Source organism: Actinacidiphila sp. bgisy144 (assembly GCF_057708105.1).
Window position 1 is genome coordinate 44,767 of record NZ_JBYIRM010000023.1, and the last position, 23,938, is coordinate 68,704.

Consider the following 23,938-nt stretch of genomic DNA (forward strand, 5'->3'; position numbering starts at 1 on the left):
GCGGGCGCGCCGCGCGGGCCCGTACACTGGGCGCAGCGAAAGGCGTGGATGGGACGAGTAGCGCCGCACGCAGCCATGAGCGACCCGGGGACGGTGGAAGCCCGGGGGCGTGCGCGGTGTGAAGATCACCCCGGAGCCGCCGGAAGAAGGCCCACGGGCGCGCACCGCCCGTCTGCTGGTAGAACCGGCCTCGCGACCCCAATGAGGGGGCGGTGGGTCCCGTACGGGCCCGGACACCGCCAAGGAGGGTGGTACCGCGGGAGCGCCGGCACGGGTTCTCGTCCCTCCGACGGAAGAACGCGACCAGCGCCAAGCGTCCGCCGGAGGAAGAACCCCTGATGAGCCAGCCGCAGTACCGCCAGGTGCCCGCCCAGGTCGACCTGCCCGCCCTCGAACGCGAGGTGCTGGAGCTGTGGAGCGACCGGAAGACCTTCGCCCGTTCGGTCCAGCAGTCCGAGGGCCGCCCCGACTGGATCTTCTACGAGGGCCCGCCCACCGCCAACGGCATGCCCGGCGCCCACCACATCGAGGCCCGGGTCTTCAAGGACGTCTTCCCGCGCTTCAAGACCATGCAGGGCCACCACGTGACCCGCAAGGCCGGCTGGGACTGCCACGGCCTGCCGGTCGAGCTGGCGGTGGAGAAGGAGCTGGGCTTCACCGGCAAGCAGGACATCGAGAAGTACGGCATCGCGGAGTTCAACGCGAAGTGCCGTGCCTCGGTGACCCGCCACACCGACGCCTTCACCGAGCTGACCACGCGCATGGGTTACTGGGTGGACCTCGACGACGCCTACCGCACCATGGACCCGCAGTACATCGAGTCGGTGTGGTGGTCGCTGAAGCAGATCTTCGACAAGGGCCTGCTCGTCCAGGACTACCGGGTCGCGCCCTGGTGCCCCCGCGACCAGACCGGGCTGTCCGACCACGAACTCGCGCAAGGGTACGAGACGGTCGTCGACCCGTCGGTCTACGTGCGCTTCCCGCTCACCTCGGGGCCGCTGGCCGGTCAGGCCGCGCTCCTGGTGTGGACGACCACCCCCTGGACGCTGGTCTCCAACACCGCGGTCGCCGCCCACCCCGAGGTCACCTACGTGGTGGCCACCGACGGGACCGAGCAGCTGGTCGTCGCCGAGCCGCTGCTCGGCAAGGCGCTGGGCGAAGGGTGGACGGCCACCGGGCAGACCTTCACCGGGCGCGAGATGGAGCGCTGGACCTACCGGCGCCCGTTCGACTACGTCGAGATCCCCGACGCGCACTTCGTCGTCAACGCCGAGTACGTCACCACCGAGGACGGCACCGGTCTGGTGCACCAGTCCCCCGCGTTCGGTGAGGACGACCTGAAGACCTGCCGCGCGTACGACCTGCCGGTGGTCAACCCGGTCCGCCCGGACGGCACCTTCGAGCCGGACGTGCCCAAGGTCGGCGGGGTGTTCTTCAAGAAGGCCGACGAGACGCTGGTCGCCGAACTCGACGCGGCCGGCCGCCTCTTCCGGCACCTGCCGTACGAGCACAGCTACCCGCACTGCTGGCGCTGCCACACCGCGCTGCTCTACTACGCCCAGCCGTCCTGGTACATCCGCACCACCGCGGTCAAGGACGCGCTGCTGCGGGAGAACGAGCGCACCAACTGGTACCCGGAGACCGTCAAGCACGGCCGCTTCGGGGACTGGCTGGACAACAACGTGGACTGGGCGCTGTCCCGCAGCCGCTACTGGGGCACCCCGCTGCCCATCTGGCGCTGCGCCGACGGCCACCTCACCTGCGTCGGCTCGCGGGCGGAGCTGACCGAGCTGACCGGCACCGACCAGTCCGGGCTCGACCCGCACCGCCCGTACATCGACGCGGTCACCTTCCCCTGCCCGACCTGCCGGGCGACCGCGACCCGGGTGCCGGAGGTGATCGACGCCTGGTACGACTCGGGGTCGATGCCGTTCGCGCAGTGGGGCTACCCGTACCGCAACAAGGAGCTGTTCGAGCGGACCTACCCCGCGCAGTTCATCTCCGAGGCGATCGACCAGACCCGCGGCTGGTTCTACACGCTGATGGCGATCGGCACCCTGGTCTTCGACCGGTCCAGTTACGAGAACGTGGTCTGCCTGGGCCACATCCTCGCCGAGGACGGCCGCAAGATGTCCAAGCACCTGGGGAACATCCTCCAGCCGATCCCGTTGATGGACCAGCACGGCGCGGACGCGGTGCGCTGGTTCATGGCGGCGGGCGGCTCGCCGTGGGCGGCCCGCCGGGTCGGGCACGGCACCATCCAGGAGGTGGTGCGCAAGACGCTGCTCACCTACTGGAACACCGTCGCCTTCCAGGCGCTGTACGCCCGCACCTCCCACTGGGCGCCGTCCGCGGCCGACCCGGCGGTGGCGGACCGGCCGCTGCTGGACCGCTGGCTGGTCGGCGAGGTGAACGCGCTGGTGCGCGACACCACCGAGGCGCTGGAGGACTTCGACACCCAGCGGGCCGGCAAGCTGCTCTCCGCGTTCGTCGACGACCTGTCCAACTGGTACGTACGGCGCTCCCGGCGGCGGTTCTGGCAGGGCGACGCGGCGGCGCTGCGCACCCTGCACGACGTGCTGGAGACCTTCACCCGGCTGATGGCGCCGCTGGTGCCGTTCATCACCGAGCGGGTCTGGCAGGACCTGGTGGTCCCGGTGGTGCCCGACGCCCCGGACTCGGTGCACCTCGCGCAGTGGCCGGTGGCCGACGCCGACCGGATCGACCCGGAGCTGTCGGAGCAGGTGCGGCTGGTGCGCCGGCTGGTCGAACTCGGCCGCGCCACCCGCGCGGAGTCCGGGGTCAAGACCCGGCAGCCGCTGTCCCGGGCGCTGGTGGCGGCGAGCGGCTTCGGCACGCTGCCGGCCGAGTTGCGGGACCAGATCGCGGAGGAGCTGAACGTCTCCTCGCTGGCGGCGCTCGCCGAGGTCGGCGGGTCGCTGGTGGACACCACCGCCAAGGCGAACTTCCGGGCGCTGGGCAAGCGGTTCGGCAAGGGGGTGCAGGCGGTCGCGGCCGCGGTCGCCGCCGCGGACGCCGCGGTGCTCGCGGCCGAGCTGCGGGAGCGGGGCGCCACCAGCGTGCAGGTCGACGGGGAGACGGTGGAGTTGTCCCCGGAGGAGGTCATCGTCACGGAGACCCCGCGCGAGGGCTGGTCCGTCGCCTCGGACTCCGGTGCGACCGTCGCGCTCGACCTCGCGATCACGCCGGAGCTGCGGCTCGCCGGGCTCGCCCGGGACGCGATCCGGTTGATCCAGGAGGCCCGCAAACAGTCCGGGTTGGACGTCGCCGACCGCATCGCGGTGCGCTGGTCGGCGCAGGACGCCGATGTCGTCACCGCCCTGACCACGCACGCCGGGCTGATCGCGGAGGAGGTGCTCGCCGTGGACTTCGCCCAGGGCGCGCCCACCGCCGACTTCGGCCCCGCCTTCACCGACGAGCCGCTCACCTTGGTCTTCCACCTGCACAAGGCCTGACCGCGCAGGTCCCCGCCGCCTCTTGAGGGTGCCCGCCACCCTCGAGGGGCGGCTCGCGGTGCCCTCGGCAAGCAGGCGGGCGGACAGGAAACGGCAAAAAGGTCCGGGCCCCACTGGGGAAATGTTTCCCCGGGGGCCCGGACCTTCGTCGTGCTGGACGGGTGGCGCTACCGCGCCGACCTAACTGTTCAGTTGTCGTCCTCGTCGATGAGGAACCCGCGCATCGGCGTGGGCGCCTGCTGCAACGGCTGCGGGCCCTGGGGCCGCACCGGTGCCATCGGCTGGGTCATCGCGGGCGACATCTGCTGCTGGCCGCCGTACGTCGGGCCGGGCGTGTGGCCGTTGCTCATGGCGCCGTTGCCCATCGCCGCGTTGCTCATGGCGCCGTTCTGCGCGCCGCCGCCGTAGGACGGTCCGCCGGAGCCGCTGTGGCCCATGGACGCACCGGCACCCGCGGGCGCCATTCCGCCCATGGAGCTGTTGCCGCCCATCGACCCGCCGCCCATGGAGGGCGCGGAGGGCAGCGACGGCGCGGGCGGGGAGGTCCGCGGCGGGGCGAGCGAGTCGTCCGCCTGGTTCTCCAACTGGCGCAGCTGCGACTCCAGGTAGGACTTCAGCCGGGTGCGGTACTCCCGCTCGAAGCCGCGCAGGTCCTCGACCTTGCGCTCGAGCGTGGCCCGCGCGGACTCCAGGGAGCCCATCGCGACGCGGTGCTTCTCCTGGGCGTCCCGCTCCAGCGCGTCGGCCTTGGCGCGGGCGTCCCGCTCCAGGCCCTCGGCGCGGCTGCGCGCCTCACCGACGATCTTGTTGGCCTCGGAGCGCGCCTCGGCGATGGCCTGGTCCGCGGTCTGCTGGGCGAGCGAGAGGACGCGGGCGGCGCTGTCGCCACCGGGGCCCTGCTGCTGCATCGGGTGCTGGCCCATCGGGCCGGGGCCGCCGGGGCCCTGCATACCCGGTCCACCGGGACCACCGGGACCCTGCATGCCCGGGCCGCCGGGGCCCTGCATGCCGCCGGGACCCTGCTGCTGCATGGGGTGCCCCTGCTGCATCGGGTGCTGGCCGCCCATCTGCCCCATCGGGCCGGGGCCCTGCTGCATGGGGTGCTGGCCCATCTGCTGCATCGGGCCGGGCCCGTGCTGCTGCTGGCCGCTCGGTCCAGCCGGCAACTGCGGCGCGCCGCCCGGCAGCTGGGGCGGACCCACCTGCTGCTGCGGCATCTGCTGCTGCACCGGCTGCGGACCGGATATGGCGGCGGGCACCGGACGATCCTGCTGCTCCGGCTTGCGCATGTTCTGCTGCGACTGCTGCTGCTGGTTGGCAGCGGCGGCCCGAGTCGCGGCGGCCAGCTTGGCCCGCAGGTCCTCGTTCTCGCGGAGCAGTCGGGTCAGCTCCGCCTCCACCTCGTCGAGGAAGGCGTCGACCTCGTCCTCGTCATAGCCCTCTCGGAGGCGGACGGTCGTGAACTGCTTGTTCCGAACGTCCTCGGGGGTCAGCGGCATCTCTTCACCTCAACGTGATCGTCGACATATCGGGAGCCCGCACCGTTCACATCAGACCCCCGACGACGGAGATCAGGATGTATACGATGATCATCAATACGAAGAAGGACAGGTCGAGCGCCACGCCCCCGAGACGTAGCGGCGGAATGAAACGCCGCAGAAGCTTAAGTGGCGGATCGGTGACAGTGTAGGCGGCCTCCAGGATGACCACCATCGCCTTCCCAGGGTGCCATGAACGGGCGAACTGGAAGACGTAATCCATCACCAAACGGAAGATGAGCACGAACAGGAGGCAGTACAGCGCGATGTACAGCACCTGGAGTGCGACATTCATCGCGCTTCCCTCTCCCCTGCTCATCCATCGGCCTGCCGACCGGGTCCTACATGTCGTGCGGTTGCGTTCTGCCTGGTCAGACCAGGTTCAGGCTAGCTCTGGTTGAAGAACCCACCCTCGGCGATGCGAGCCTTGTCCTCCGCCGTGACATCGACGTTAGCAGGCGAGAGCAGGAAGACCTTCTGCGTCACCCGCTCGATGCTGCCGTGCAGGCCGAAGACCAGACCGGCGGCAAAGTCGACAAGTCGCTTCGCGTCGGTGTCGTCCATCTCCGTCAAGTTCATGATCACCGGGGTGCCTTCGCGGAAGTGTTCCCCGATGGTACGGGCTTCGTTGTAGGTCCGGGGGTGCAGCGTGGTGATCCGGTACGGCTCCCGCTCTGACACGACCTTGGGCATGATCACCGGTGCGTTCTTCTCCAGGTTCTGGCGTTCGGGTGTGATGGATGCCACTGGGGCGATCCGCGGTTCGCGCGGCGCCGGGGCATGTACCAGTCGCGGGGGTTCGTCCTGCGGCTGCGGGCTCGGCGCCACGTGCTGGCTGTGCGGTCGGCGGGGGGCGACGTGCTCGGGCTCCGGGTCGGCGCGACCGCTGGGCGGCGCGGCCATCTCGGGCTCGAACTCGTCGTCAGGGTCAAAACCCGGCCCGTCGTACCCGTCGTCCTCCACGAGGCCGAGGTAGACCGCCATCTTGCGCATCGCGCCGGCCATGCTCTGCGTCCTCTCAGCGGGGGTTCGGTCCGCGGCCGCCGCCCTCGGCGGCCGCCACACCATATTTATGCTGTGGTCCGACTTGTTTGGTGACGTTACCGGAGCCCGGGACGGACTCCGAGTACCGCCGTACCGACGCGTACATGTGTCGCTCCGGCCGCCACCGCTTCGTCGAGATCCTGACTCATCCCTGCCGAGACCATGTTCGCAGCCGGATGCGTCTCGCGCAGGCGGGATGAGATTTCCACCAACCGATCGAAGGCCGCCCGCGGTTGGCCGGCGTACCGGCCGGCGAGCGGGGCGACGGTCATCACGCCGTCGAGCCGCAGCCCGTCGGCGGCGGCGATGGCGTCGGCGAGCGGGCCCACCGCGTCGGGAGCCACCCCGCCGCGCTCGCCGCGGTCGCCGGACTCGGCGTCCAGGGCGACCTGGACCAGGCAGCCGAGCGGTCTACCCGCGGCCACCGCCGCGCCGGACAGCGCGGCGACCAGGCGGGGGCGGTCGACCGAGTGCACATGGTCAGCGTAACGGACCACGGAGCGCACCTTGTTGGTCTGCAACTGCCCCACGAAGTGCCAGGTCAGCGGGAGTTCGGCGCAGGCGGCCGCCTTGGGCGCGGCGTCCTGGTCGCGGTTCTCGGCCACGTGCCGGACGCCGAGCCCGGCCAACGTGCGGACGTCCTCGGCCGGATAGGTCTTCGTCACCACGATCAGGGTGACCTCGTCGCGGCCGCGGCCGGCCGCGTCGCACGCGCGCGCGATCCGGTCGCGCACCGCCGCGAGGTTCACGGAGATCTGTTCGACTCTGCTGGGCACGCGCGTTCACCCGGTCCGTTCCGGCGCCGGGGCGCCCGCGCCGGCAGCGCCGGCAGGTCCGCCGTCGCACCAGACGTAGCCGGCCAGCCGACCGGTGGTGCGGTCGCGGCGGTAGGAGAAGTGGTCCGCGGACTCCCGCGTGCAGACGGCCGGCCCCTCGACCACCCGTACGCCGCAGCGCGCGAGTTGGGCGGCCACTCCGGCGCCCACGTCGAGCGCGGGCGTACCCCAGCTCGTTTCGGCGTACGACTCGGGCACGGCGGCCGCGACCTCGCTCCGGAGCGCGGCGGGCACTTCATAGCACTTACCGCACACCGAGGGGCCGAGCAGTGCGCTGATCCGCTCCCGGCGGGCGCCGTGCTCGACCATCGCGTCCACGGCCGCCGGCACCACGCCGGCCAGCAGGCCGGGGCGCCCGGCGTGCGCGGCGGCGACCACCCCGGCGTCGGGGTCGGCGAGCAGCACCGGCACGCAGTCGGCGGTGAGCACCGCGAGGGTGAGGTCGGCGCGGGTGGTGACGACGGCGTCGGCGGCGGGCGCCGGCCGGTCGCCCCACGGGCGGTCGACGGCGACGACGTCGCGGCCGTGCACCTGGTGCATCCACACCACGCGCGCGGGGTCGCGGCCCAGCGCCCGCGCGGCGCGGTCCCGGTTCGCCAGGACGGCGGCCGGCTCGTCGCCCACCGCGCCACCGAGGTTGAGGCTGTCATACGGAACGGCGCTCACCCCGCCCCACCGGTCGGTGAAGGCGAAGTGCGCGCCGCCCACGGTCGTGCTGTGCCCTATCACTGCCGGGCGGTCACTTCAGGAAGTCGGGGACGTCGAGTTCCTCGACGGCCGGGTCCTGGTACGGCCGGGCCGGCGGGACCAGCGGGCCGACCGGGGTCGGGGCGGTCTCGGCGACCGGCTCGCTCTCCGGCTCCGGGTCGCGCTCGGCCGGCGGGGCCGGCACGCTGCCGATGCCGGTGAACGACGAGGTGGGCCGGCCGGCGTCGGAGCCGGCGGCGCGGCCGGCGCCGGACGGGCCGGTGCCGCTGCCGGAGTCCTCGCGGGCGGTGTAGCCGCCGACCAGCTTCTCCCGGCCGCCCTTGGTGGGCGGCTGGCCGCCGTCGAAGCCGGCGGCGATCACGGTGACCCGCACCTCGTCGCCGAGGGCGTCGTCGATGACCGCGCCGAAGATGATGTTCGCCTCGGGGTGGGCGGCCTCGCTGACCAGTTGGGCCGCTTCGTTGATCTCGAACAGGCCGAGGTCGGAGCCGCCGGAGATGGACAGCAGCACACCGCGGGCGCCGTCGATGGAGGCTTCCAGCAGCGGCGAGGAGATCGCCATCTCGGCCGCGGCGACCGCGCGGTCGTCGCCGCGGGCGGAGCCGATGCCCATGAGCGCCGAACCCGCCTCGGACATCACCGACTTGACGTCGGCGAAGTCGAGGTTGATCAGGCCCGGGGTGGTGATCAGGTCGGTGATGCCCTGCACACCGGACAGCAGCACCTGGTCCGCGGAGCGGAAGGCGTCCAGGACGCTCACCTGGCGGTCGGAGATCGACAGCAGCCGGTCGTTGGGGATCACGATCAGGGTGTCGACGTTCTCGCGCAGGCCGGCGATGCCGTCCTCGGCCTGGTTGGCGCGACGCCGGCCCTCGAAGGTGAAGGGGCGGGTCACCACACCGATGGTCAGCGCGCCGAGCGAGCGGGCGATGTTGGCCACGACGGGGGCGCCACCGGTGCCGGTGCCGCCGCCCTCGCCCGCGGTGACGAAGACCATGTCGGCGCCCTTGAGCACCTCTTCGATCTCCTCGCGGTGGTCCTCCGCCGCCTTGCGGCCGACGTCGGGGTTGGCGCCCGCACCGAGGCCCCGGGTCAGTTCGCGGCCGACGTCGAGCTTGACGTCGGCGTCGCTCATGAGCAGGGCCTGTGCATCGGTGTTGATCGCGATGAACTCGACGCCCTTGAGACCGACCTCGATCATCCGGTTGATGGCGTTGACGCCACCGCCGCCGATGCCGACGACTTTGATGACTGCGAGATAGTTCTGCGGTGCTGCCACGTCGAAGGCCTCTCGCCTCGAGTTACGAATCGGTGGGACGGTCGGTCACGCTCGCCGATGCCGGGACGAACCCTAACGCTGAGGTTTAGGGTTAGCCGTAAGCGGGTCCCATGTGTTCCCTTGGGACGAGACACTAAGTCGACAAGCGGTGGCGGTTCAACGAACACGCCGAACCTCCCGTTTTTCTTTTCACCCTATGTGATCACGCTGTCCGTTGCGCAGCCGGGGCCGCACGCCTTGTCCCGCTTGGCCGGCGCCGCGTCAACTCCCTGACGCGGCAGGGGCGGTGGGCGCACTGACGTCGTAGTGCGTCGCGTCGGGCTGCGCCTTCATCAGTGCGGTGAGCACGCGGGCCTTGGCTGCGCCGTCCGTGCTGCTCCCCCACACCACCTCGCGCCCGCCGGAGAGTTCGACGGTGATGCCGTCGTAGGAGCGCACCCGGATCGCGGTGGCGTGGCCGTTCAGGGCGCGCGGCAGATCGGCGGAGACCTCGATGGCCGCGCGCAGCAGTCCCTTGGTGCCGAACTGGCGGACGCTGGCCGCGCGCGGGGCGGCCAACTGGATCAGCGGAACGCCGCGGGGGGCCTTTGCCACGGTGGCGAACCGCACGCCGCCGCGGTCGACTTCGGTGTACCGGGTGCCGTTCTTCAGGACGGCCGACGGGGTGCGTTCGGTGATCCTCAACCGCACGGTGTGCGGCCAGGAGCGCTCCACCGCCACATGGTCGATCCGCGGCAGCGCGGCGGTGAGGCGCCTGCTGACGGCGCCGGTGTCCACGGAGAACAGGGCGCCGCCGAGGGGGACTTTCGCCGCACCGACGATCTGATCATCGGTCAATACGGAATTACCGCTGACCTTGACGTGCTCGGCCCGCAGCAGCGGGGAGCCGTAGACCAGATAGCCGCCGCCCCCGCCGACCACGGTCAGCGCGACCAGCCCCAGCAGCAGGGCGCGGCGCCGGCGGCGCACCCGGGAACTCCCGGAATCCGTCCGGCTGGACGGGCGCGGCCCGCCCTCCACACGGCTCGCGCCGGGCGATGCGAGTCGGGTCATCTCGGCCTCCGATGTGGGCGGTAATGCCCCTATCCTGCAACGTGTCGGCCCGCGGCCGCGGCAACGCGCGGCGGCGGGAGCGGCGTCAGCGCCGGGCGGCCACCGCTTCGTACACCATGCGCACCAGCAGGTCGTCCGCGTCGCGGCGGCCGAACTCCGCGGCGGCGCGGGACATGTCGTACAGCCGGTGCGGGTCGGTGAGCACCGGCAGCACCTGGCCCAGCACCCAGTCCGTCGTCAGTTCCGCGTCGTCGACGAGGAGTCCGCCGCCGGCCCGGACCACCGGCTGCGCGTTGAGCCGCTGCTCGCCGTTGCCGATCGGCAGCGGCACGTACGCCGCGGGCAGCCCGACCGCGGAGAGTTCGGCGACGGTCATCGCACCGGCCCGGCACAGCATCATGTCCGCGGCGGCGTAGGCGAGATCCATCCGATCGAGGTACGGCACCGGCCGGTACGGCGGCATCCCGGGCATGTTGTCGGACTGCGGCAGTTCGTTCTTCGGGCCGACCGCGTGCAGGATCTGCACTCCGGACTGCTGGAGCCGCGGGGCGACGGCGGCCACCACCTCGTTGAGCCGCCGGGCGCCCTGGGAGCCGCCGGAGACCAGCAGCGTCGGCAGGTTCTGGTCCAGGCCGAAGGCGTGCCGGGCCTCCGGGCGGGCGGCGGCCCGGTCGAGCGTGGCGATGGACCGGCGCAGCGGGATGCCGATGTAGTGGGCGTCGCGCAGCTTGCTGTCCGGGGTGGCGACGGCCACGGTGTGCGCGTAGCGGGAGCCGATCTTGTTGGCCAGGCCCGGGCGGGCGTTGGCCTCGTGGACGACGATCGGCACGCCCAGGCGCTTGGCGGCGAGGTAGCCGGGCAGGGCGACGTAGCCGCCGAAGCCGACGAGGCAGTCCGCCTTGGTGCGTTCGAGCACCTGCTCGGCGGCCTTGATGGTGCCGCGCAGCCGCCCGGGCACGGTGATGAGTTCGGGGGTGGGCCGGCGCGGCAGCGGCACCGCGGGGATGAGGGCGAGTTCGTAGCCGCGTTCGGGCACGAGCCTGGTCTCCAGTCCGCGCTCGGTGCCCAGTGCGGTGATGCCCACGGCCGGGTCCTGCCGGCGCAGGGCGTCGGCGAGCGCGAGTGCCGGCTCGATGTGGCCGGCGGTCCCGCCGCCGGCGAGTACGACATGCACCGAAATTCACCGCTCTCCCGACGGCCGCCTTCCGGTACGCCGTCGCATCGTCCGTCTCATCGCCCTGGTCAGGGAGCTGCGTTCCCGGGTGACCAGGGCGGCCCGCGCCGCCGGCTCGCTCCTGGCGAAGGCGATCAGCAGGCCCACCGCGTACATGGTCGGCAGGAGGGCCGACCCCCCGTAGGAGAACAGCGGCAGCGGGACCCCGGCGATCGGCAGCAGCCCGAGCACCGCACCGACGTTGATCACGGACTGCACCGTGATCCAGGTGGTCACGCCACCCGCTGCGAACCTGACGAAGGGGTCCTCCGTACGACCGGCCACGCGGATACCCGCGTAGCCTAGTGCCGCGAAGAGGGCGAGGACGGACAGCGTCCCGGCCAGACCGAGTTCCTCACCGGTCACGGCGAAGATGAAGTCGGTGTGCGGCTCGGGCAGTTCGCCCCATTTCTCCACGCTGGCGCCCAGGCCGGTGCCGAACCAGCCGCCGGACGCGAGGGCGTAGATGCCGTGCACGGCCTGCCAGCACTGGTCGCCTGCGCCCGGCGAGGTCGCGGCGATGCAGTGCAGCCGGCCCATCCGGTTCGGGCTGGTCAGCACGAAGAGCGCGGCCAGCGCGCCGGCCGCGGCGAGCACCCCGGTGAACATCCGGGTCGGGGCGCCGGCCAGCCACAGCAGGCCGAAGAGCACCGCGGTGAGCACCATGGTGGTGCCCATGTCGCCGCCGAGCATGATCAGGCCGAGCAGCAGGACGGCCACCGGCACCAGCGGGACCAGCAGGTGCTTCCACTGGGTGAGCAGCTTCTTCTCGTTCTTGCGGGCGAGCAGGTCCGCGCCCCACAGCACCAGCGCGAGCTTCCCGAACTCGCTGGGCTGGAGCTGGAACGGGCCGCCGATGGACAGCCAGTTGGTGTTGCCGTTGACCGTCTGCCCTATCCCCGGGACCTGGACCAGGCACATCAGGAAGACCGCGCCGAGCAGCAGCGGGTACGCCAGTGCCCGGTGCAGCCGGATCGGCATCCGCGCGGCCGCGTACAGCAGCACCGAGCCGATCGCCACGGCCATCAGCTGCTTGCGGAAGTAGTACGTCGAGGGCAGGCCGTAGCGCAGCGCCTGGATCATCGACGCGGAGTACACCATCACCAGGCCGAGCACCGTGATCAGCAGCGCGGCGCCCATGATCACGTAGTACGCGGTGAGCGGGCGGTCCCATGCCTCGCGCAGCTGCTTCGGCAGCCGGGCCGCGGCGCGGCGGGCGCTGCCGCGGCTGCCTCCGGCGGAGAGGCGGGGTGCCCGGGCGGCGGGCACATGGCCGCTCCGGGGTCGGGCGGCGGCCGCCCCCGCCGAGCGCGCGGCCCGCCCACCACCCGAAGCAGCATCCCCGGCGGGCGGGAGCCGGTCCGCGCTTTTCGCCCCGGCCGCACCCGCGCGCCCACCACCGGAAGCGGCACCGCCACCCCGGGCACCGGGAGCGCCCTTCGCCGCGGCCCCGCCACGCCCGGACGGCGACAGCCGACCCATGCCGCCGCCTGCGGAAGACCCGCCGGCCGCGGGCGGTCGGCCCGGGGTGCTGCGGCGGCCGCCCTCGGGGGTTTCGTCGCCCCGGCCCGGCTGCCGGGCCGCGCGGACGGGCGGCGGCAGCCGGTCCGCGCCGTCGACCTGGCGGCGGACCGCGCCCGGGGGGCGCTCGTCGGCGCCGCCCGGGGCGGTGAAGCGGTCACGGGGCATGCGTCCCCTCCTCAGTGCGCGGGTACGGCCGGCCGCCGCCCCGAGCCGGGGCCGCGGGTCAGCGGCCGTGGCCGGCCGGGCCGGCCTCCTGCTGCCCGTCGGCGGCGGCGAGCGCCCGTACCGCCTCGGCGAACAGGTCACCACGCTGGTTGTAGTTGGTGAACATGTCCATCGACGCACAGGCCGGGGCGAGCAGGACCGTGTCGCCCGGCCGGGCGAGGTCGCGGGCCGTGCCGACGGCGGCGGACATCGCCCCAGTGTCGGTCCGTTCCAGCTCCACCACCGGGACCTGCGGGGCGTGTCGCGCCAGTGCTTCCCGGATCACCGCCCGGTCGGCGCCGAAGAGCACCACCGCGCGCAGCCGGTCCGCGGCGGCCGCGGCCAGTTCGTCGAACTCCGCGCCCTTCGCCAGCCCGCCGGCCAGCCAGACCACCGACGGGTAGGCCGCCAGGGAGGCGGCGGCCGCGTGCGTGTTGGTGGCCTTGGAGTCGTCGACGTAGGCGACACCGTCCAGGACGGCGACCTCGGCGATGCGGTGGGCGTCCGGCCGGAAGGCCCGCAGGCCCTCGCGCACGGCGGTGGGCGGGACGCCGAAGGCGCGGGCCAGCGCGGCGGCGGCCAGCGCGTTGGCGATGTTGTGCGGGGCCGGCGGCTGGACGTCCGCGACCTCGGCCAGCTCCTGTGCCCGGTGCTGCCGGTCCTCGACGAACGCGCGGTCCACGAGGATGCCGTCGACCACGCCGAACTGCGAGAGCCCGGGTGCGGCGAGGGTGAAGCCGATCGCCCGGCAGCCCTCCTCGACGTCGGCCTCGCGGACCAGCCGCTCGGTCTCGGGGTCCGCGGTGTTGTACACGCAGGCGACCTGGTTGCCGTGGAAGATCCGGCCCTTGTCCGCGGCGTACGCGGCCATCGAGCCGTGCCAGTCCAGGTGGTCGGGTGCGAGGTTGAGCACGGCCGCGGAGTGCGGCCGCAGGCTCGGCGCCCAGTGCAGCTGGTAGCTGGACAGCTCGACGGCCAGCACGTCGTAGGGCCCGTCCGCGGGCTCGCCGAGCACCACGTCGAAGAGCGAGACGCCGATGTTGCCGACGGCCGCGGTGCGCAGGCCCGCCGCGGTGAGGATCGCGGCGAGCATCCGGGTGGCGGTGGTCTTGCCGTTGGTGCCGGTGATCGCCAGCCAGGGCGCCGCGTCCGGTCCGCGCAGCCGCCAGGCGAGTTCGACGTCGCCCCACACCTGCACCCCGGCGGCCTCGGCGGCCGCGAAGAGCGGGCTGGACGGCTTCCACCCGGGGGTGGTGACGACCAGTTCGGTGCCGTCGGGGAGGGTCTCGGCGTCGCCGAGGCGTACGGCCGCGCCGAGCGCGGTCAGTTCGGCCGCCTCGGCGTGCTGCTTGTCGCCGGCCGGGCCGTTGACCACGGTGACGTGCGCGCCCAGGCGCAGCAGCGCCTTCGCGGCGGGCACCCCGGAGACGCCCAGCCCGGCGACGGTGACCGCGGCGCCCTTGAAGTCGGCCGGGTCGCCGAAGCGGGCCGGGCCGTTCCCCTCGGCCGGGTCGGCGCCGGGCTGGGGGCCCGTCATGACGCCGCCACCCAGGCCGCGTAGAACAGGCCGAGGCCGACGGCCATGCACATGCCCTGGATGATCCAGAAGCGGACCACGATCAGGACCTCGCTCCAGCCCTTGAGTTCGAAGTGGTGCTGGAGTGGCGCCATCCGGAAGACCCGCTTGCCGGTGAGCCGGAAGGAGCCGACCTGGATGACCACGGACATGGTGATCAGCACGAACAGGCCGCCGAGGATCGCCAGCAGCAGTTCGGTGCGCGAGCAGATCGCGAAGCCGGCCAGCGCGCCGCCCAGCGCGAGCGAGCCGGTGTCGCCCATGAAGATCTTCGCGGGCGAGGTGTTCCACCACAGGAAGCCGAAGCAGGCGCCCATCAGCGCGGCGGCCACCACGGCCAGGTCGAGCGGGTCGCGCACCTCGTAGCAGGCGCCGTTGGCGCTGACCGGGGCGCCGCACCACTGGCCGTACTGCCAGACGCCGATGACGGTGTAGGCGGCGAAGACCATCACGGACGCGCCGGTGGCCAGGCCGTCGAGGCCATCGGTGAGGTTCACGCCGTTGGACATCGCCAGGATCATGAACAGCGCCCAGATCACGAAGATCACCGGGCCGATCGACCAGCCGAAGTCCGTGGTGAAGGAGAGCTTCGTGGACGCCGGGGTCTGGCCGCGCGAGTCGTGGAAGTTCAGCGCCAGCACCGCGAAGGCGATGCCGACGATGAGCTGCCCGGCCATCTTCGCCTTGGCCCGCAGGCCCAGGCTGCGCTGCTTGACGATCTTGATGTAGTCGTCGAGGAAGCCGACCAGGCCCATGCCGACGGTCAGGAACAGCACCAGCACCCCGGACATGGTGGCCTTGTCACCGGTGGCGAGCTTGGTGATGACGTAGGCGAGCACCGTGGCGGAGATGAAGGCGATGCCGCCCATGGTGGGCGTACCGCGCTTGCTGTGGTGCGCCTTCGGGCCGTCGTCCCGGATCATCTGCCCGTAGCCCTTGCGGGCCAGCAGGCGGATCAGCAGCGGGGTGCCGAACAGCGACAGGAACAGTCCCAGAACACCGGAGACGAGGATCTGCTTCATCGGGTGGCACCCTCGCGGGCCGCGCCACCGGCGCCCTCGATCAGCGCGAGGGCGACGGACTCAAGCCCCACCGACCTCGATGCCTTCACCAGCACGACATCTCCCGGCCGCACCTGCGCGCGCACCAGGTCGACCGCCGCCTCCGCGTCGGACACGTGCACCGACTCCTCACCCCACGAACCCTCGTTGTAAGCGCCCATTTGCAGCCAACCGGCTTCGGTACCGCCGACGGCCACGAGCTTGCTGACGTTGAGTCGGACGGCCAGCCGCCCCACCGCGTCGTGCTCAGCGAGCGACTGCTCGCCGAGTTCGGCCATCGTCCCCAGCACCGCCCAGGTACGGCCCCCCCGGGCCCGTACGGAGCTGCCCATCGCCGCGAGTGTGCGCAGGGCTGCCCTCATGGATTCGGGGTTCGCGTTGTAGGCGTCGTTGATGACCGTCACGCCGTCGGGAAGCTCGGTGACCTCCATCCGCCAGTGCGAGAGCGAGCCGGCCGCGGAGAGCGCGGTGGCGATCTCCTCGACAGGCATGCCGAGTTCACGGGCGACGGCGGCCGCGGCGAGCGCGTTCGACACGTGATGCTCACCGTACAGGCGCAAGGTCACTTCGGCGCACCCGGAGGGTGTGCGCAGCGTGAAGTGGGGCTGTCCGCTGGCGTTGAGCGTCACGTTCTCGGCGCGTACGTCCGCTTCGGGGGCTTCGCCGAAGGTCACCACTTTCGCCGTGGTTCGGGTGCGCATGGCACTCACCAGCGGGTCGTCCGCGTTGAGCACGGCGACGCCGCCCTCGGCCGCGCTCGGCAGCGCCTCGACGAGTTCGCCCTTGGCCTGCGCGATCTGCTCGCGGCCGCCGAACTCGCCGATGTGCGCGCTGCCCACGTTGAGCACCAGCCCGATCCGGGGCGGGGTGAGCCCGGTCAGGTAGGCGATGTGGCCGATGCCGCGGGCGCCCATCTCCAGCACCAGGTGGCGGGTGCCCTCGTCGGCGCCGAGCGCGGTCAGCGGCAGCCCGATCTCGTTGTTGAACGAGCCGGGTGTCCACACGGTGGGCGCCAGGCGCTGGAGGAGCTGCGCGAGCAGGTCCTTGGTGCTGGTCTTGCCGGCCGAGCCGGTGAGCGCCACCACGGTCGCGCCCAGCCGCTCGATGACATGGCGGGCGAGGGCGCCCAGCGCGGCCTGGACGTCGTCGACCACGACGGCGGGCACGCCGACCGGGCGGGCCGCGAGGACCGCCACCGCGCCGTCGGCGACGGCCTTGGCGGCGAAGTCGTGCCCGTCGGAGCGCTCCCCGGCGAACGCGACGAACAGGGCGCCGGGGACCACCTCGCGGGAGTCCTTGACCACCGGGCCCGTGACGCGCACCGCACTGTCCGGTATGTCGTGCGTGCTCCCGCCGACCGCGCGTGCGACCTCGGCGAGGGTGAGAGGGATCACTGTTCTTGTCGGTCCTTATCGATCGCGGCGCGCAGCACCTCTCGGTCGTCGAAGGGGCGTACCTCTCCGGCGATGTCCTGGCCCTGCTCATGGCCCTTGCCGGCCACCAGCACGATGTCGCCGGGCCGCGCGAGCGCGACGGCGGCGGCCACCGCGGCGGCCCGGTCGGGTTCGACGATGACGTGTCCGCGCTGCGCGGCCGGCACCTGGGCAGCGCCGGCGAGCATCGCGGTGAGGATCTGGAGCGGGTCCTCCGAGCGCGGGTTGTCCGACGTGAGGACGGCGGTGTCGGCGAGCCGGGCGAGGGCCGCGCCCATCGGGCCGCGCTTGGTGGCGTCCCGGTCGCCGCCGCAGCCGAGCACGGCGTGGATACGGCCGTCGGTGGTGGTGCGCAGCGCGCGCAGCACCGACTCCACGGCGTCGGTCTTGTGGGCGTAGTCCACGACCGCCAGGTAGGGCTGCCCGGCGTCGACCCGCTCCAGCCGGCCCGGGACGCCGGGGACGGCGGCGATGCCGTCGGCGGCGGTCTGCGGGTCGACGCCGGCGGCGGCCAGCGCGGCCAGTGCGGCCAGGGTGTTGGCGACGTTGAACGGGCCGGGCAGCGGCGCCACGGCCCGCACCCGCTCGCCCTTGGGGCCGATCGCGGTGAAGCGGCTGTCCATCGGGCCGGCCTGTACGTCCTCGGCCCGCCAGTCGGCGTCGAGGCTGCCCTGCGCGGAGAACGTGACCAGCGGCACCGAGGCTTCGGCCACGAGCCGGCGGCCGTACTCGTCGTCGAGGTTGACCACGCCCAGCCGGCTGCGCTGCGGGGTGAACAGCCGCGCCTTGGCCTGGAAGTAGTCCTCCATGCCGGAGTGGAACTCCATGTGCTCCGGGCTGAGGTTGGTGAAGACCCCGACGTCGAAGACGGTGCCGTCGACCCGGCCGAGGACCAGGGCGTGGCTGGAGACCTCCATGACCGCCGCGTCCACGCCGCGTTCGCGCATCACCGCGAAGAGCGCCTGGAGGTCGGTGGCCTCGGGGGTGGTGCGCTCGCTCTTGATCCGCTCGTCGCCGATCCGGGTCTCGACGGTGCCGATCAGCCCGGTGCGGCCGGCGGCGTGGCCGGCCCGCAGCCCTCCTTCGACGAGGTAGGAGGTGGTGGTCTTGCCGGAGGTGCCGGTGATGCCGATCCGCAGCATGCCCTCGCCGGGCCGGCCGTAGACGACGGCGGCGAGCTCGCCCATCTGCGCGCGCGGGTCGGGCGCGGTGAGGACGGGCAGTCCGGTGGCGGCGGCGCGTTCGGCGCCGGCGGGGTCGGTCAGCACCGCCACCGCGCCGGCCCGGGCGGCCTGGTCGGCGAAGTCGGCGCCGTGCGCGCGGGCGCCGGGCAGGGCCGCGTACAGGTCGCCGGGGCGGACCGCGCGGGAGTCGTGCGTGATGCCGGTGACCTGCGGGCCGCCGTCGGCCGCGGGGCCGGCCGCCGGGTCCGCGGCTCCTGGCAGGCGGCGGGCGAGGTCGGCCAGCGGCGTGGGGCGCACGTGGGCCGGGCGCGGGGCGCCCGGCGGTCTGAGGGTGGGTTGATCAGCTGTGGGCACGGCCGCGAGATTACCGGGCGGGCCGGGGTCCGGGCCAAAACGGCGGCTGTCGCGGCCGGTGGCGGCGCCGGGCGCGGAGGGCGCGGGCGGGGTGGGTCGGCTGCCGATGGTGATCACCCGGCTTTCTTGTCGTGGGTGGCCGGCTCTGACGGGTTCCAGGTGACCGGCAGTTTCGGCGCGGGCGCGCCGGAGGGCGCCACGCCCAGGGACTTGAGCGCGAACTGCATGACCTGCTTGAAGACCGGGCCGCAGATGTCGCCGCCGAAGTAGCTGCCCTTCGTCGGGTTCTGGATCACGCAGGAGACCGTGACGCGCGGCTTGTCGGCCGGCGCGAAGCCGAAGAACGAGGAGGTGTAGCCCTTGTAGCGGCCGGTCGTCGGGTCCACCCGGTTGGCCGTACCGGTCTTGCCGGCCACCCGGTAGCCGTCGATACGGGCGTTGATGCCGGTGCCCTGTTCGCTGCCGACCACCGACTCCAGCATTTCGGAGACGGTCCTGGCGGTCTGCTGCGACACCACGCGGGTCTTCTTCGGGGCGGCGGCGGGCACGAACCGGCCGTCGGGTCCGGTGGTGCCGCGGATCAGGCTGGGCTCGACCCGGACCCCGCCGTTGGCGATGGTGGAGTAGACCGAGGTGGCCTGGAGGGCGTTGACCGACAAGCCCTGGCCGAAGGGGATCGTGTACTGCTGGGAGGCGTTCCAGTCCTGCGGCTTGGCGAGGATGCCGGGGGTCTCGCCGGGGAAGCCGGTGCCGGTGGGCTGCCCGATGCCGAACTTCCGCAGGTAAGAGTAGAGCACCTGGTTGGCCTGGGCCTGGGTCTTGCCGAGTTGGCCGGTGGCCTCGATGGTGCCGATGTTGCTGGACTTGGCGAGGACCCCGTTGAGGGTGAGGTACCAGGTGCCGTGGTCGACGTCGTCGTGGAAGAGCCGGTCGGCGCGCGGCAGGGTGCCGGGCACGGTGACGCGGGTGGTGGGGGTGGCGGTGCCGGTGTCGATGATCGCGGACATCGACATCAGCTTGCTGACGCTGCCGGGCTCGTAGGCGTCCTGCACGGCCGCGTTGCCGAGGGCGGCGGAGTCCGCGTGCGACAGGTCGTTGGGGTCGAAGCCGGGGGCGTCGGCCATCGCGAGCACCTGGCCGGTCTGCGGGTCCTGCACGATGACGTAGCCGCGGTCGGCCTTGGACTTCTGCACCTGCTGGGTGATGGCGCTCTGGGCGGCCCACTGGATGTCGCGGTCGAGGGTGAGCTGCACGTCGGTGCCGGGCACGGCGGGCTGCTCCTGGCTGCCGGCGGTGGGCACCTGGCGGCCGTCGGACTGGGCGTAGCGGATCTTGCCGTTCTTCCCGGCGAGTTCCTTGTCGAGCATCGACTCCAGGCCGCCGGCGCCCTGCCCCTGGCTGTTGACGAAGCCGACGACGCCCGCGGCCAGGTCGCCGGCCGGGTAGACCCGCTTGGAGTGCGGCACGTCGAAGATCCCGGCGAGCACGTCGGCGCCCTGTCCGGCGGCGGCCTTGGCGGCGAGGGTGGACTTCAGGTCCTGGATCTGGTTCCACGCCTGCGGCGACTGCTGCTGGGCGATGATCTGGTAGCGGGACTTGGGGGTGGCCAGCTGCTGGGCGATCTTCGTGGCGTCGCCGCCGACGATCGGCGCGAGCAGCTGCGCGGCCTGCTGCGGCGCGTCCTTCACCTTCGCCTGCGCGGGCGTGAACAGGTACGGGTCCGCGGTGATGTCGAAGGCGTCCACGGTGGTGGCCAGGTCCACGCCGGAGCGGTCGGTGATGGTGCCGCGGTCGGCGGTCACCTCGTGGGTGACCCAGCGGTTGACGGCGGCCTTGGCGGCGTAGGCGGACGCGTCGACGGCCTGCACCTGGAGCAGGCGCACCACGAACACGGACATCACCAGGGTGAGGACCACGCCGACCAGCCGCAGCCGGGGGCGGACCGCGCCCAGGCGCACCGCCCGGGGGCCGCCGGGCCGGTTGCGGCGCAGCGCGGCGGCCCGGCCGACGGGGCGTACGGGGTCGGCCCGCCAGGGGCCGGTGCGGCCCGCGCGGGCCGGGCGGGGGCCGCCGGTACCGCCGGAGCGGCCCGCGCCGCCGGTGCCGCCGGTGCCGCCCGGCCGGGGTACGCGGGGGGCGCGGGGGCGGCCGCCGTCCGCGGGGTCGGCGTCGGGCCGCGGCGCCGCAGGGCGGGCGGTGCGGCGCGGCTGCGGGCGGGCGCCGCGCGGGCGGTCTGCGTCGTCGCGGGGGGTCACGCGCTCACCTGCCGGGGGTCGGTGTCGTGGGGGTGCCCGCCGTACTCGTACCCGATGTACCCGAAGTACCCGAAGTACCGGTCGTACCGGTGGTGCCGGCCGTACTGGTGATGCCGGTGGTGCCCGCCGGGGTGGCGGTGCCGGACGGGGTGGCGGGCGGGGTCGTCGGCGGCGGGGTGGTGGTCGGCGGAGGCGCGGGCGGGGCGGTCGCCGGCGACGGCGTGCCCTGCACCTTGCCGTTCGGGTCGAGGAAGGCCGGGTCGCCGCCGGGCACCATGCCCAGCTCGCGGGCGCGCTTCTCCAGCGTCTCGGGCGCGGAGTAGCCGTCGACCTCCTGCTGGAGCTGCTGCTGCTGGTCGGTGTAGTGCGTCGTCTGATCCTGGAGCTTGTCCAGCTTGAACGAGTCCCGGTTCAGCGCCGCGTTGAGCATCAGCAGCGAGATGAGTCCCCCGGCGAGCAGTGTCACGACAAGAACGACGAACGGGGTACGCCGGGCGGTTGCGGACCTCCCGGCACCCAGCCGCGCGCCCAGCGCGCCGCCGCGCACCGCGCCGCGTACGGTGCCGCGGCCGCCGCGCCCCTCGCGTCCGGTGCCGTCGCTCATCGCACGTCCTCCCGGATGCGTTCGGCGCCGCGCAGCCGGGCGGGCGCGGCCCGCCGGTTCCCGGCGATCTCGTCCTCGCCGGGCAGTTCGGCGCCGCGGGTGAGCAGTTTCAGCCGCGGCTGGTACTGCTCGGGCACCACCGGCAGCCCGGGCGGCGCGGTCTGCGCGGCGCCGGCCGCGAGGACCTGCTTGACCAGCCGGTCCTCCAGCGACTGGTAGGACAGCACCGCGATCCGGCCGCCCACCGCGAGCGCGGCCACCGCCGCGGGCACCGCCCGCTCCAGCACCGCCAGCTCGCCGTTGACCTCGATCCGCAGCGCCTGGAAGGTGCGCTTGGCCGGATTGCCGCCGGTGCGCTTGGCGGCCTGCGGCAGCGCCTGCCGGATCAATTCGACCAGCCGCGCGCTGCCGGTGAACGGCTCCCGCTCCCGCTCGCGCACCACCGCGTCCACGATCTTGCGGGCGAACTTCTCCTCGCCGTAGGCGCGCAGGATGCGCACCAGCTCCCCGGGCGGATAGGTGTTCAGCACCTCGGCGGCGCTGATCCCGGTGGACTGGTCCATCCGCATGTCCAGCGGCGCGTCCTGGGCGTAGGCGAAGCCGCGGTCGGCCTCGTCGAGCTGCATCGAGGAGACCCCGAGGTCGAAGAGCACGCCCTGCACCCGCGGGACGCCCAGCCGCCGCAGCACCTCGGGCAGTTCGTCGTAGACCGCGTGCACCAAGGTGGCGCGCTCCCCGAACGGCTCCAGCCGCTCCCCGGCCAGCTTCAGGGCTACCGGGTCGCGGTCCACCGCGATCAGCCGGCACTCAGGGAAGGTGGTCAGCAGCGCCTCGCTGTGCCCGCCGAGTCCCAGCGTGGCGTCGACCACGACGGCACCGGGCCGGGCGAGCGCGGGGGCCAGCAGATCGAGGCAGCGCCGCAGCATCACCGGGATGTGCCGCGGGGACGGGTTGCTCATGTGGCCCTTATCGAACGGTAGGGACGGCGTAGCGCGGTGGGGTCGGGCACGGCGTCGGGCGGTCGTGGCGGTGGAACGGTCCCGCAGGTCGGGTCCGGGCATCCGACGATACGGGCGCCGGCTGCCAGACAAGCACGACGGACACGCTACGGCCGGCAACGGCTCGGTGGACGCGGAACCTGGTCCCCGCCCGCTCGGTGCGGCGGTCCCCTGGCACCGGGGAAGTGGTGCCAGCGGCAGCCGGGAGCGGGAGGAGGCCGGGCCGCGCGTCCGCACCGGGGTGGGACGAAGTGGTGCGCGCCGCGCCGGGGCGGGGACCGCGCTCACAGTAATCCGGGCGGAACCTCCTCGGACAGGGCCGAAAAGGTGTCTTCCTGGGCGGCCAGGTACCGCTCCCAGGCGTCCGCCGACCAGATCTCCACCCGGGTGTTCGCGCCGATCACGGCGCACTCGCGGACCAGGCCCGCGTAGTCCCGCAGCGGCTGCGGCACCGTCACCCGGCCCTGCTTGTCGGGCACTTCGTCATGGGCGCCGGCGAAGAGCACCCGCAGGTAGTCCCGGGTGGCCTTGGAGGTCAGCGGCGCCCCGGAGAACTGCTCGGTGGCGGCCCGGAAGCCCTCGACCGGCCACACGTACAGGCAGCGCTCCTGCCCGCGGGTCATCACCAGGCCGTCGGCGAGCTGCTCGCGGAACCGGGACGGCAGCACCAGCCGGTTCTTGTCGTCGAGCCGCGGGGTGTAGGTCCCGAGGAATCCCAGGAACACCGCACACCTCCCGACACCTCCGGCCAACGGCACCACTTCGCGCCACTTTACTCCACCATGCCCCACGGTCAACGGCGGCCGCGCCGGGGGCGCGCCCCCGTGTACGCCGGACGCGCCCGCCGTGCGCCCTCGTGTCCTGACCGGTGCGGAAGGTGCGCCCCCTGCGGTTCCGGCCGGCTCGGATACCGTCATAGACATGTCGACAGATGCCAGCGCCCCCGCGAATCCCCCCGCCCCCGGGACCGCCCCCGGCGCCGACTCCTCCGTCACCGACCGGCTGGTCGCCGCCAACCGGCGCTACGCCGCCGAGTTCACCGACCCGGGCATGGGTGCCGCCCCGGTCCTGAAGGTCGCGGTCGTCGCCTGCATGGACGCCCGGCTCGACCTGCACCAGGCGCTCGGCCTGGAGCTGGGCGACTGCCACACCATCCGCAACGCGGGCGGGGTCGTCACCGACGACACCATCCGCTCCCTCGCCGTCAGCCAGCGCGCCCTCGGCACCCGCTCCGTCGTCCTGATCCACCACACCAACTGCGGGATGCAGACCATCACCGAGGACTTCCGCACCGAGCTGGAGCACGAGGTCGGCCAGCGCCCCACCTGGGCGGTCGAGGCGTTCACCGACATCGACCAGGACGTGCGGCAGTCCATGGCCCGGGTCAGGACCTCCCCGTTCCTCGCCCGCACCGACGACGTGCGCGGCTTCGTCTTCGACGTCCACACCGGCCTGCTGCGGGAAATCACGAACAAGTAACGGCAGGCGAGTGACGCGGCCCTCCCCGTGAGGGAAGAATGCAGGATGCGGCACGTCCCGCCCGCGGCGGGCGTTGCGCAATCGGGGAGGGCCGCGGTCCAGGGACGACCGAGGCCCTG

Annotated in this window: 19 protein-coding genes; 2 read left to right on the forward strand and 17 right to left on the reverse strand. The window is 73.1% G+C overall.

Annotated features, from left to right (window positions below; genetic code table 11):
* Positions 1-338 precede the first annotated feature (338 nt).
* Complete coding sequence (gene ileS, locus AC3EVP_RS24695; RefSeq protein ID WP_435133129.1) at positions 339-3,476, forward strand: isoleucine--tRNA ligase; 3,138 nt, start codon at positions 339-341, stop codon at positions 3,474-3,476.
* A 188-nt stretch (positions 3,477-3,664) separates the two neighbouring features.
* Here ileS and AC3EVP_RS24700 read toward each other — a convergent pair whose 3' ends face one another.
* The 17 genes from AC3EVP_RS24700 to mraZ form a co-directional block, all read right to left on the reverse strand.
* Positions 3,665-4,975 (reverse strand): DivIVA domain-containing protein, encoded by a 1,311-nt coding sequence (locus tag AC3EVP_RS24700; RefSeq protein WP_435133132.1) that lies wholly within the window; start codon positions 4,973-4,975, stop codon positions 3,665-3,667.
* 46 nt (positions 4,976-5,021) lie between these two features.
* Positions 5,022-5,309 (reverse strand): YggT family protein, encoded by a 288-nt coding sequence (locus tag AC3EVP_RS24705; protein ID WP_335973791.1) that lies wholly within the window; start codon positions 5,307-5,309, stop codon positions 5,022-5,024.
* 92 nt (positions 5,310-5,401) lie between these two features.
* On the reverse strand, positions 5,402-6,019 hold the full coding sequence (locus AC3EVP_RS24710; protein ID WP_335973794.1) for a cell division protein SepF: 618 nt from the start codon (positions 6,017-6,019) through the stop codon (positions 5,402-5,404).
* A 95-nt stretch (positions 6,020-6,114) separates the two neighbouring features.
* A complete protein-coding gene (locus tag AC3EVP_RS24715; protein WP_435133136.1) occupies positions 6,115-6,834 on the reverse strand; it encodes a YggS family pyridoxal phosphate-dependent enzyme in 720 nt (239 codons plus the stop codon).
* Positions 6,835-6,840: 6 nt separating this feature from the next.
* Positions 6,841-7,623: a peptidoglycan editing factor PgeF gene (gene pgeF, locus AC3EVP_RS24720; RefSeq protein WP_435133138.1), complete on the reverse strand. Its 783-nt coding sequence runs from the start codon at positions 7,621-7,623 to the stop codon at positions 6,841-6,843.
* Between the two features lie 10 nt (positions 7,624-7,633).
* Complete coding sequence (ftsZ, locus tag AC3EVP_RS24725; protein WP_435133141.1) at positions 7,634-8,881, reverse strand: cell division protein FtsZ; 1,248 nt, start codon at positions 8,879-8,881, stop codon at positions 7,634-7,636.
* A gap of 261 nt (positions 8,882-9,142) precedes the next feature.
* Positions 9,143-9,934, reverse strand: coding sequence for a cell division protein FtsQ/DivIB (locus AC3EVP_RS24730; RefSeq protein WP_435133144.1), 792 nt, complete (start codon positions 9,932-9,934; stop codon positions 9,143-9,145).
* 85 nt (positions 9,935-10,019) lie between these two features.
* A complete protein-coding gene (murG, locus tag AC3EVP_RS24735; protein ID WP_335973811.1) occupies positions 10,020-11,108 on the reverse strand; it encodes an undecaprenyldiphospho-muramoylpentapeptide beta-N-acetylglucosaminyltransferase in 1,089 nt (362 codons plus the stop codon).
* 6 nt (positions 11,109-11,114) lie between these two features.
* Positions 11,115-12,629, reverse strand: coding sequence for a putative lipid II flippase FtsW (ftsW, locus tag AC3EVP_RS24740; RefSeq protein WP_435133284.1), 1,515 nt, complete (start codon positions 12,627-12,629; stop codon positions 11,115-11,117).
* Between the two features lie 265 nt (positions 12,630-12,894).
* Positions 12,895-14,412 (reverse strand): UDP-N-acetylmuramoyl-L-alanine--D-glutamate ligase, encoded by a 1,518-nt coding sequence (murD, locus tag AC3EVP_RS24745; RefSeq protein ID WP_435133147.1) that lies wholly within the window; start codon positions 14,410-14,412, stop codon positions 12,895-12,897.
* Complete coding sequence (gene mraY, locus AC3EVP_RS24750) at positions 14,409-15,473, reverse strand: phospho-N-acetylmuramoyl-pentapeptide-transferase (protein WP_335973818.1); 1,065 nt, start codon at positions 15,471-15,473, stop codon at positions 14,409-14,411. The genes murD and mraY overlap by 4 nt, the downstream gene beginning before the upstream one ends.
* Positions 15,470-16,906, reverse strand: coding sequence for a UDP-N-acetylmuramoyl-tripeptide--D-alanyl-D-alanine ligase (locus AC3EVP_RS24755; RefSeq protein WP_335973822.1), 1,437 nt, complete (start codon positions 16,904-16,906; stop codon positions 15,470-15,472). Before AC3EVP_RS24755 ends, mraY begins: the two co-directional genes overlap by 4 nt.
* Positions 16,903-18,483 (reverse strand): UDP-N-acetylmuramoyl-L-alanyl-D-glutamate--2,6-diaminopimelate ligase, encoded by a 1,581-nt coding sequence (locus AC3EVP_RS24760; RefSeq protein ID WP_435133151.1) that lies wholly within the window; start codon positions 18,481-18,483, stop codon positions 16,903-16,905. The genes AC3EVP_RS24755 and AC3EVP_RS24760 overlap by 4 nt, the downstream gene beginning before the upstream one ends.
* Before the next feature lie 113 nt (positions 18,484-18,596).
* Positions 18,597-20,738 carry a peptidoglycan D,D-transpeptidase FtsI family protein gene (locus AC3EVP_RS24765; RefSeq protein ID WP_435133153.1) on the reverse strand — a complete coding sequence of 714 codons (2,142 nt, stop codon included), beginning with the start codon at positions 20,736-20,738 and terminating at the stop codon, positions 18,597-18,599.
* A 4-nt stretch (positions 20,739-20,742) separates the two neighbouring features.
* Positions 20,743-21,342, reverse strand: coding sequence for a cell division protein FtsL (ftsL, locus tag AC3EVP_RS24770; protein WP_435133156.1), 600 nt, complete (start codon positions 21,340-21,342; stop codon positions 20,743-20,745).
* Positions 21,339-22,301, reverse strand: coding sequence for a 16S rRNA (cytosine(1402)-N(4))-methyltransferase RsmH (gene rsmH / locus AC3EVP_RS24775; protein ID WP_335973838.1), 963 nt, complete (start codon positions 22,299-22,301; stop codon positions 21,339-21,341). Before rsmH ends, ftsL begins: the two co-directional genes overlap by 4 nt.
* Before the next feature lie 323 nt (positions 22,302-22,624).
* Positions 22,625-23,065 (reverse strand): division/cell wall cluster transcriptional repressor MraZ, encoded by a 441-nt coding sequence (gene mraZ / locus AC3EVP_RS24780; protein WP_335973841.1) that lies wholly within the window; start codon positions 23,063-23,065, stop codon positions 22,625-22,627.
* Between the two features lie 196 nt (positions 23,066-23,261).
* Here mraZ and AC3EVP_RS24785 point away from each other — a divergent pair, with 196 nt between their 5' ends.
* Positions 23,262-23,819 carry a beta-class carbonic anhydrase gene (locus AC3EVP_RS24785; protein ID WP_335973845.1) on the forward strand — a complete coding sequence of 186 codons (558 nt, stop codon included), beginning with the start codon at positions 23,262-23,264 and terminating at the stop codon, positions 23,817-23,819.
* Positions 23,820-23,938: the final 119 nt, after the last annotated feature.

Coding starts and splice junctions, on each gene's coding strand:
- AC3EVP_RS24730 (WP_435133144.1), bottom strand. CDS start 9,934: ATGACCCGACTCGCATCGCCCGGCGCGAGCCGTGTGGAGGGCGGGCCG.
- rsmH (WP_335973838.1), bottom strand. CDS start 22,301: ATGAGCAACCCGTCCCCGCGGCACATCCCGGTGATGCTGCGGCGCTGC.
- murD (WP_435133147.1), bottom strand. CDS start 14,412: ATGACGGGCCCCCAGCCCGGCGCCGACCCGGCCGAGGGGAACGGCCCG.
- ftsW (WP_435133284.1), bottom strand. CDS start 12,629: ATGGGTCGGCTGTCGCCGTCCGGGCGTGGCGGGGCCGCGGCGAAGGGC.
- mraY (WP_335973818.1), bottom strand. CDS start 15,473: ATGAAGCAGATCCTCGTCTCCGGTGTTCTGGGACTGTTCCTGTCGCTG.
- AC3EVP_RS24705 (WP_335973791.1), bottom strand. CDS start 5,309: ATGAATGTCGCACTCCAGGTGCTGTACATCGCGCTGTACTGCCTCCTG.
- ileS (WP_435133129.1), top strand. CDS start 339: ATGAGCCAGCCGCAGTACCGCCAGGTGCCCGCCCAGGTCGACCTGCCC.
- AC3EVP_RS24710 (WP_335973794.1), bottom strand. CDS start 6,019: ATGGCCGGCGCGATGCGCAAGATGGCGGTCTACCTCGGCCTCGTGGAG.
- AC3EVP_RS24700 (WP_435133132.1), bottom strand. CDS start 4,975: ATGCCGCTGACCCCCGAGGACGTTCGGAACAAGCAGTTCACGACCGTC.
- ftsL (WP_435133156.1), bottom strand. CDS start 21,342: ATGAGCGACGGCACCGGACGCGAGGGGCGCGGCGGCCGCGGCACCGTA.
- AC3EVP_RS24785 (WP_335973845.1), top strand. CDS start 23,262: ATGTCGACAGATGCCAGCGCCCCCGCGAATCCCCCCGCCCCCGGGACC.